Below are 8,301 nucleotides of genomic sequence, written 5' to 3'. Positions count from 1 at the left end.
GGCTACGCAACCGCGGAATCGACACCCTGCCAAGCATCAAGACCCAAGACCCGGCAGACTAGACAACACGAACCGGTGGCCTCGTTTTCGAGCGTCGGATCGGCCTCATTTTCGAGCGTTGCCGACACTGCTTGGCACGTCGCCGGGTTTCGACGCGCCTTCGCCTTCGGCGTCCGGCGGCTCAACCACCGGGGTGGTGGGGTTTCGACGCGCCTTCGCCTTCGGCGTCCGGCGGCTCAACCACCGGGGTGGCCGGTGGTTGAGCCGTGAGGAGCGCCAGCGACGAGCGCGTCGGTCGGTGGTTGAGCCGGGAGGAGCGCTAGCGACGAGCGTGTCGAAACCCGGTGAGACGAGAGGCATGGCTGCTTGGCACGTCGCCGGGTTTCGACACGCCTGCGCCTTCGGCATCCGGCGGCTCAACCACCGGGGTGGTGGGGTTTCGACACGCCTGCGCCTTCGACATCCGGCGGCTCAACCACCGGGGTGGTGGGGTTTCGACACGCCTGCGCCTTCGGCATCCGGCGGCTCAACCACCGGGGCGGCCGGGGTTTCGACACGCCTTCGCCTTCGGCATCCGGCGGCTCAACCACCGGGGTGGGGTCACACGGGCGCGGCGGTGAGGCGTAGGTGCCGGCGGCGGTGGCCGAGGGCCTCGACGGTGAACACCACGAGGGCGATCCAGACCAGCACGAAGCCGATCCAACGGGCCAGGGGCATGTGCTCACCGAACCAGAGCACGCCCAGCGCGAACTGGAGGATCGGGGCGAGGTACTGGAGCAGACCCAGCGTGCTCAGCGGCACCCGCGTGGTCGCGGCGCCGAAAAGCAGCAAGGGGATCGCCGTCACGACGCCCGTGGTCAGGAACAGCAGCGCGTGCGCGGTGCCGTGGGCGGCCATCTGTGCCTGACCGGTCGCTCCCAGCCACACGAGATAGCCCAGGGCGACCGGCGCGACGATCGTCGTCTCGACGGCCAGACTCTCGATCGCACCCGCCGCCGCCTTCTTCTTGGCCAGCCCGTAGGTGCCGAACGAGAAGGCCAGCAGCAGCCCGATCCAGGGTGGCCGGCCGTAGGCGACGGTGAGCACGACGACCGCGGCGCCGGCGATCGACAAGGCCCACCACTGGAGTGGGCGGAGCCGCTCGCCGAGCACCAGCACCCCCATGAGCACCGTCACGAGGGGGTTGATGAAGTAGCCGAGTGCGGTCTCGACGACGCGGTCGTGGGTGGTGCCGTAGATGTAGCCGCCCCAGTTGAAGCTGATGGCGACGGCTGCAACGGCCAGCAGCCCCAGCCGCCGACGGTCGCGCACCAGCGCCGCCACCGCCGCCCGGCGCCGCAGGATGAGCACGACGAGGCCCATCGTGAGGCACGACCACACGACCCGGTGCGCCAGGATCTCCACGGCGCCGGCCGGCTCGAGCAGCGGGAAGTAGAGGGGGAAGAGGCCCCACAGGAGGTACGCCGCGGCGCCGAGTGCCACGCCGCGCCGCTGGTCGTCCACAGCGGGGAGCGTACGGGAGAGGACGGGCGCCTCCAGAGGCGGTGCCAACCGGGGGGTTTTACCGATGGGCTCGGCGGGTACCACTCGCTCGGCATCATCCACCCCCCTCGTCGAACGGACACTCCATGCGGACTCTCACCCGCCTCCTCGCCGCTCTCACCGGCGTCGTGCTCACCCTCGGCCTCCTCGGAGCCGCCACCCTCCCGGCCAACGCCGCGGACAAGACCAAGCGCGAGATCTCCATCAGCATCAAGCAGCCCAAGCCGCGCAAGGTGATCATTCAAGGAGGCGTCAAGCCCTCCACGGGCAGCCCGATCAACGCCATCCTCCAGCGGCGTCTGTGCCACCAGAAGGGCTGTAAAGCGAAGTGGTCGAAGCTGCGCTCGTTCAAGACCAACAGCAAGGGCCGCTACACGCAGCGCATCTATCCCGCCAAGGGCTACAAGTGGACCTACTTCCGCGTCCACACCGCGCCCACGAAGAAGTACAAGGGCGCCACCTCCGGCGCCGCGTACATCCAGAGGCTCTGAACGAGGGATCTGCACGCAGAGGGCCCCGGCACGATGTGCCGGGGCCCTCTGCGTGGTGGGCCGGAGGCCGTTGGGTCAGACGACCGTCCAAGTGTCGCCGCCACCCAGGAGCGCGCCGAGCCGCTCGGAGCCGGACACCTCCTCGGCCTTCACGTTGCTCTGAGCCGTGGCGACCTGGGCCCGGGCCTGGTCGTCGTAGGTGGGGCGCTCGACCTGCCGGAAGATGCCGATGGGCGAGCGGTTGAGGTAGCCCGCATCGGTGAGCCGGCTGATCGCGAACGCCTGGGAGGGGTCCGAGTGGTGGGCATCGTGCACGAGGACGGCGTCCTCGCCCACGTCGCTCACCTCGGCGACGTCGACGCCACCGGCGTCGGTGCGGATCAGACCCAGCCGCCCCTGCCCGGAGTCGTCCGGGGCCCCGAACCGGATCGGCTCGCCGTGCACGAGCGGGATGATCGCCTCGGCCGCGGTGTCGCGGCTCTTGATCGCATCGAACGCGCCGTCGTTGAAGATCGGGCAGTTCTGGTAGATCTCGACCAGCGAGGTACCGCGGTGCTCGGCGGCGGCCTTGAGGACGCCGGTGAGGTGCTTGCGGTCGGAGTCGATGGTGCGGGCCACGAAGCTGGCCTCGGCTCCGAGGGCGAGCGAGACCGGGTTGAACGGGTGGTCGACCGACCCCATCGGGGTCGACTTGGTGACCTTGCCGGCCTCGCTGGTGGGCGAGTACTGACCCTTGGTGAGGCCGTAGATGCGGTTGTTGAACAGCAGGATCGTCATGTTCACGTTGCGGCGCAGCGCGTGGATGAGGTGGTTGCCGCCGATGGAGAGCGCATCGCCGTCACCGGTGACGACCCACACGGAGAGATCCTCGCGCGCGGTGGCCAGGCCGGTCGCGATCGAGGGCGCACGGCCGTGGATCGAGTGCATGCCGTAGGTGTCGAGGTAGTACGGGAACCGACTGGAGCAGCCGATGCCGGAGATGAACACGATGTTCTCGCGGCGCAGGCCGAGATCGGGCAGGAATCCCTGGACGGCCTTGAGCACCGCGTAGTCGCCGCACCCGGGGCACCAGCGCACCTCCTGGTCGGAGGAGAAGTCCTTGCCGGTCAGCGTAGTGCCCTCGTCGAGCCGCGGCACGGACTCCGTGCCGGAGCGGAACGTCGGGGTGTTGAGGTCGACGGGCTGGCTGGTGGTGGTCACTGGTGGACCTCCTGGTTGGTCGCGATGGAGAGATCGAGTTGGTCGACGGGGATGCCTTCGGCGTCGGCCACGAGGTGGCCGATGACCTCGGCGAGCTCGGCGGCCTTCAGCGGCATGCCGTTGACCTGGTTGTAGCCGACGGCGTCGACGAGGTAGCGGGCCCGGATGAGCAGGGCGAGCTGGCCCAGGTTCATCTCGGGGATGAGGATCTTGTCGTAGCGCTCGAGCACGTCGCCGAGATCGTTCGGGAAGGGGTTGAGGTGACGCAGGTGGGCCTGTGCGACCCGGTAGCCCGAGCGACGCACGCGGCGCACGCCGGCACCGATGGGCCCGTACGTCGAGCCCCACCCGAGCACGAGCACCTTGGCCGCGTTGCCCTCGGCCGCGCCGGGGTCGTCGACCTCCAGTGGGGGCAGGGAGTCGGCGATCCGGTCGATCTTGGCCTGACGGGTGCGGACCATGAAGTCGTGGTTGGCCGGGTCGTAGGAGATGTTGCCGGTGATGTCGGCTTTCTCCAGACCGCCGATGCGGTGCTCCAGGCCGGCCACGCCGGGCGGAGCCCAGGGGCGGGCGAGGGTCTCGGCGTCGCGGCGGTACGGCTCGAACTCTCCGGACTCGGTGAGGTCGTCGGCGGTGGCGAACCCGGGCTCGATGCGTGGCAGGTCCGCGATCTCGGGGATGCGCCACGGCTCGGAGCCGTTGGCCAGGTAGCCGTCGGAGAGCAGCATGACCGGGGTGCGGTAGGTGACCGCGATGCGCGCGGCCTCGACCGCCGCGTCGAAGCAGTCACCCGGTGAGGCCGGCGCCACGACCGGCACCGGCGCCTCGCCGTTGCGGCCGAACATCGCCTGGAGCAGGTCGGCCTGCTCGGTCTTGGTCGGCAGACCCGTCGACGGGCCGCCGCGCTGGACGTCGACCACGATCAGCGGCAGCTCGGTCATGACGGCCAGGCCGACGGCCTCGGACTTCAGTGCCACACCCGGGCCCGAGGTCGAGGTGACACCCAGTGCGCCGCCGAACGAGGCGCCGATCGCGGCACCGATGCCCGCGATCTCGTCCTCGGCCTGGAACGTGGTGACGCCGAACGCCTTGTGCTTGCTCAGCTCGTGCAGGATGTCGGAGGCCGGGGTGATCGGGTAGGTGCCGAGGAACACCGGCAGGTCGGACTGCACGCCCGCCGCGACGAGGCCCCAAGCCAGTGCGAGGTTGCCGGTGATGTTCCGGTAGGTGCCCGCCGAGACGGGGGCCGGCTTGATCTCGTAGCGCACCACGAAGGTCTCGGTGGTCTCGCCGAAGTTCCAGCCCGACTTGAACGAGGTGATGTTCGCATCGCGCACGTCGGGGATGCGGGCGAACTTCTTCTCCAGGAACGAGATCGTGGAGTCGGTCGGCCGGCCGTACATCCACGAGAGGAGCCCGAGGGCGAACATGTTCTTGGCGCGGGCGGCGTCCTTGCGGGAGAGACCGAACTCCTTGACCGCCTCGACGGTCATGCCGGTCAGGTCGACCGGGAAGACGTTGTAGACCGACAACTCGGCGTCGGGATCCTCGAGGGTGTCGAGCGGGTTGCTGGAGTAGCCGGCCTTCTCGAGGTTGCGCTTGGAGAAGTCGTGGGTGTCGACGATGATCGTCGCGCCCTTCGGCAGGTCACCCAGGTTGGCCTTCAACGCCGCCGGGTTCATCGCCACCAGCACGTCGGGACGATCGCCCGGCGTGAGGATGTCGTGGTCGGCGAAGTGCACCTGGAACGACGAGACGCCCGGGATCGTGCCCTGGGGGGCGCGGATCTCGGCCGGGAAGTTCGGCAACGTCACCAGGTCGTTGCCGAACGCGGCCGACTCCTGGGTGAATCGGTCGCCGGTGAGCTGCATGCCGTCACCGGAGTCCCCGGCGAACCGGATGATCACCCGGTCCAGCTGCTTGACCTGCTTGGACACTGCCGCATCCCTTCCTCATCGAAGTCGGCGCCGTGCGGGCACCTGCGTCGCGCTCGACATACCGACGGTACGGATGACGAGAACGTGGTGCAGTGTGCCACGATCTCGCGCTTCTGGACAGGTGTCCAGTTATCGGGCCCTGCACCGCGAGGGTACTCGCGGGCGGCGGCCGCGCACGGCGACGTCCGACATGTGTCCGCGGCCTTCGCGCCGACGGTGCCCTGGGCAGTTTCGCGACGCCCTGGGCGCGCCGGATTGCCAAATCATTTAAAGACACCTAACTTACTCGTCTTAGTAGGGATACTCGGGTATCCGACCGCGACGCCGACCTCCACCTCGACCTCGACCTCGATCACGACCTTGCCCCACGCTGCCCGCAGCCGGAAAGAGAGCCCTTGACCATGCGTGCCCACCCGTTCGCCAGACCCCTGCCCCGACGTCGGACGGCGTCTCTCTCGGCAGCCGCCCTGGCCGCCACGATCGCGTTGGCCGGCTGCTCGGTCGACGCCGCCTCGGGTGGTGCCGACGGCTCCGAGACGGTGGCCGTGAGCGCCTTCTCGGTCATGGAGTCCGCCAACAAGCAGGTGTTCGAGGACTTCACCCAGACCGACGCCGGGAAGGGACTCTCGGTCGACGACTTCACGACGTCCTACGGGCCCTCCGGAGACCAGAGCCGAGCCGTCGAGGCCGGCGCCGACGCCGACGTCGTCGACTACTCCCTGGAGCCCGACGTCACCCGTCTGGTCGATGCCGGTCTGGTCGACTCGGACTGGAAGGACACGCCGACCCAGGGCATCGCGACCAGCTCGGTCGTGGTCTTCGTCGTGCGTCAGGGCAACCCGCTCGGCATCAAGACGTGGGACGACCTCGTCAAGCCCGGGGTCGACATCATCACGCCGAACCCGGGTTCGTCCGGCTCTGCTCGCTGGAACATCCTGGCCGCCTGGGCACACATCACCGGCGACGGCGGCAGCCAGGCCGAGGCCAAGCAGTTCGTCGGCTCCCTGCTCAAGAACACGATCGCCCTTCCCGCCTCGGGGCGAGACGCCACGACCGCCTTCACCGACGGCAGCGGCGACGTGCTGCTCTCCTACGAGAACGAGGCGATCCTGGCCAAGCAGAGCGGTGCCGACATCGACTACGTCGTTCCGCCCGACACGCTGCTCATCGAGAACCCGGCGGCGGTCACCACCTCGGCCGACGACACCGCCCGCGCCTTCCTCGACTTCATGACCTCACCGCAGGCGCAGGCCGAGTACGCCGCCGCGGGCTTCCGCCCGGTCGTCGACGGAGTGGACCTCCCCGAGGTCGAAGGTGCCAACGATCCCTCCGACCCCTTCCCGGCGCCCGAGCACCTCTGGACGATGCAGAAGCAGTTCGGCGGCTGGTCGAAGGCCTCCAGCGAGTTCTTCGGCTCCGGCGAGGACGGCGATCCGCTCGGCATCGTCACCGAGATCCAGCAGCAGACCGGCAAACTGGGGGAGTCGTGACAGCTGCGGTCGCGGCTCCGGGAGCGGCACGCCGCTGCCGGAGCCGTGGCTCCCGGTCGACGCTGACCCGCGGCTCGGGTGTGGCCCTGGGGCTTTCACTGACCTGGTTCAGCGTGCTCGTACTGCTCCCACTGGCCGCGGTGGTGGCCGCCGCCGCCGCGGGTGGCTGGTCGCGCTATGCCTCGGTGCTCGGCAACGACCAGACGTGGGCCGCGATCCGGCTCACGGTCACGCAGTCGCTGGGCGTGACCGCCCTCAACGTCGTCGTCGGCACCGCCATCGCCTGGGTGCTCGTGCGCGACCACTTCTGGGGCAAGCGGCTGCTCGACGTCATCATCGACGTCCCCTTCGCGTTGCCGACCATCGTGGCCGGCCTGGTGCTGCTGTCGCTCTACGGCCCCCGCAGCCCCATCGGGGTCAACCTGGCCTTCACCCGCTACGCGGTGTTCGGTGCCCTGGCGTTCGTGACGCTGCCGTTCATCGTGCGCACGGTGCAACCGGTACTGGAGGAGCTCGACGCCGACGCCGAGGAGGCGGCCGCCTCCCTCGGCGCGGGGCGGTTCACCATCCTGCGCCGCATCGTGCTGCCGGCCCTGGCGCCGGCCATCACCGCAGGTGCCGCCCTCTCCTTCGCTCGCGCCATCAGCGAGTACGGCTCGCTGGTGCTGCTCAGCGGCAGCAAACCGTTCCAGACCGAGGTGGTCTCCGTGCGCATGCTCACCTTCGTCGAGAGCGGCAACGAGGGCGCGGCCGCCGCGCTGGCCTCGGTGATGCTCGCGATCGCCCTGGCCGTCATCGTGGTCCTCGACATCGTGCAGAGGCGGGTGGCACGTCGTGGTTGAGTCGACGACCCCCGTGCGCTGGCTGCTGCGGCTGCTGGCCATCGGCTACGTGTTCATGCTGGTCGCCTGGCCGGTGGGGCTGCTCGTGCAGCACACCTTCGCCGACGGGCTGACCACGCTCACCGCGACCCTGACCGACCCCGGCGTGGTCGGTGCGCTGCGACTCACCGCACTCGTGACGTTCTGGGCGGTGCTCATCAACCTGGTGTTCGGCGTCACCATCTCGATGCTGCTCGTGCGTTACGAGTTCCCGGGCAAGCGGCTGCTCTCCGCGCTCATCGACGTGCCGCTGTCGGTCTCACCGGTCGTCGTGGGCCTGGCCCTGCTCCTGGCCTACAACGGTCGCGACGGCTGGTTCGGCCCGACGCTGGAGGCCCACGGCATCCGGCTCGTCTTCGACCTGCCGGCCATGGTGATGGCCACGTGCTTCGTGGCGCTGCCGCTGGTGATCCGCGAGGTCGTGCCGGTGCTCACCGAGATCGGCGACGACCAGGAGCAGGCGGCGCGCAGCCTCGGGGCGAGCGCACCGCAGACCTTCTGGCGCATCACCCTGCCCAGCATCCGCTGGGCCGTGGTCTACGGCGTGGTGCTCAGCCTGGCCCGGGCGGTGGGCGAGTTCGGCGCCGTCAAGATCGTCTCGGGCAACTTCACCGGCCGCACCCAGACCGCCACCTTGGTGGTCGAGCAGCAGTACCAGAACTTCCAGCAGGACGCCGCCTACGCGACGTCCTTCCTGCTCATCCTCGTCTCGGTCGCCTGCCTGGTCGTGGTGGCGCTGCTGCGCCCCGGCCGGCACTGA

Annotated in this window: 7 protein-coding genes; 4 read left to right on the top strand and 3 right to left on the bottom strand. The window is 69.5% G+C overall.

Annotated elements, in window-relative coordinates:
* Nucleotides 1-600 precede the first annotated feature (600 nt).
* Nucleotides 601-1,503 carry an EamA family transporter RarD gene (gene rarD, locus ISG29_RS12515; protein ID WP_194503763.1) on the bottom strand — a complete coding sequence of 301 codons (903 nt, stop codon included), beginning with the start codon at nt 1,501-1,503 and terminating at the stop codon, nt 601-603.
* A 125-nt stretch (nt 1,504-1,628) separates the two neighbouring features.
* On the opposite strand from rarD, the gene ISG29_RS12510 reads away from it, so the two are divergent.
* Nucleotides 1,629-2,033, top strand: a complete 405-nt coding sequence (locus ISG29_RS12510; protein ID WP_194503762.1) for a hypothetical protein — start codon at nt 1,629-1,631, stop codon at nt 2,031-2,033.
* Between the two features lie 75 nt (nt 2,034-2,108).
* Here the strand turns inward: ISG29_RS12510 and ISG29_RS12505 are convergent, their stop codons facing one another.
* Both ISG29_RS12505 and ISG29_RS12500 read right to left on the bottom strand, forming a co-directional pair.
* Nucleotides 2,109-3,233 (bottom strand): 2-oxoacid:ferredoxin oxidoreductase subunit beta, encoded by a 1,125-nt coding sequence (locus tag ISG29_RS12505; protein ID WP_194503761.1) that lies wholly within the window; start codon nt 3,231-3,233, stop codon nt 2,109-2,111.
* Nucleotides 3,230-5,170 carry a 2-oxoacid:acceptor oxidoreductase subunit alpha gene (locus tag ISG29_RS12500; RefSeq protein WP_194503760.1) on the bottom strand — a complete coding sequence of 647 codons (1,941 nt, stop codon included), beginning with the start codon at nt 5,168-5,170 and terminating at the stop codon, nt 3,230-3,232. Before ISG29_RS12500 ends, ISG29_RS12505 begins: the two co-directional genes overlap by 4 nt.
* 401 nt (nt 5,171-5,571) lie before the next feature.
* Here ISG29_RS12500 and ISG29_RS12495 point away from each other — a divergent pair, with 401 nt between their 5' ends.
* Genes ISG29_RS12495 through ISG29_RS12485 form a run of 3 tightly spaced genes read left to right on the top strand, consistent with a single transcriptional unit; the run spans nt 5,572 to nt 8,301 of the window.
* Complete coding sequence (locus ISG29_RS12495; protein WP_194503759.1) at nt 5,572-6,660, top strand: sulfate ABC transporter substrate-binding protein; 1,089 nt, start codon at nt 5,572-5,574, stop codon at nt 6,658-6,660.
* Nucleotides 6,657-7,502, top strand: a complete 846-nt coding sequence (gene cysT / locus ISG29_RS12490; protein ID WP_194503758.1) for a sulfate ABC transporter permease subunit CysT — start codon at nt 6,657-6,659, stop codon at nt 7,500-7,502. The genes ISG29_RS12495 and cysT overlap by 4 nt, the downstream gene beginning before the upstream one ends.
* Nucleotides 7,495-8,301, top strand: coding sequence for a sulfate ABC transporter permease (locus tag ISG29_RS12485; protein WP_194503757.1), 807 nt, complete (start codon nt 7,495-7,497; stop codon nt 8,299-8,301). Before cysT ends, ISG29_RS12485 begins: the two co-directional genes overlap by 8 nt.

It is taken from the genome of Nocardioides acrostichi (assembly GCF_015319165.1).
GTDB classification, from domain to species: domain Bacteria; phylum Actinomycetota; class Actinomycetes; order Propionibacteriales; family Nocardioidaceae; genus Nocardioides; species Nocardioides acrostichi.
The sequence above is the reverse complement of the archived record's forward strand: the minus strand, read 5'-3'. Positions and strand labels throughout refer to the sequence as shown.